Below are 233 nucleotides of genomic sequence, written 5' to 3'. Positions count from 1 at the left end.
GGTGCCCGAGACCCCGTTGATGAGGCGCCGGGGGGCCTGCACCAGGGCCTGGGGCCAGTGCCCGATCTCGCCCCCGTCGCAGATCAGCGTGCCGCCGGGATGCCGGTCGAGGAAGGCGGCGACCCCGCGGCTCAGCTCCACCGGATGGAGGCGGCCCTCGGGACCGCGCCGGTCGTCCCAGTCCGCGGGCCGGTCCGCCACCGCGGCCCGCACGGCGGCCGGCCAGTCCGTCC

At 79.0% G+C, this 233-nt stretch carries 1 pseudogene; it reads right to left on the bottom strand.

Features of this window, described 5'->3' with window-relative positions:
* Positions 1-233: pseudogene (locus tag AC0IY1_RS25660) on the bottom strand (thiamine pyrophosphate-binding protein); the annotation flags it as partial.

The organism is Methylobacterium sp. AC690 (genome assembly GCF_979256535.1).
The sequence above is the reverse complement of the archived record's forward strand: the minus strand, read 5'-3'. Positions and strand labels throughout refer to the sequence as shown.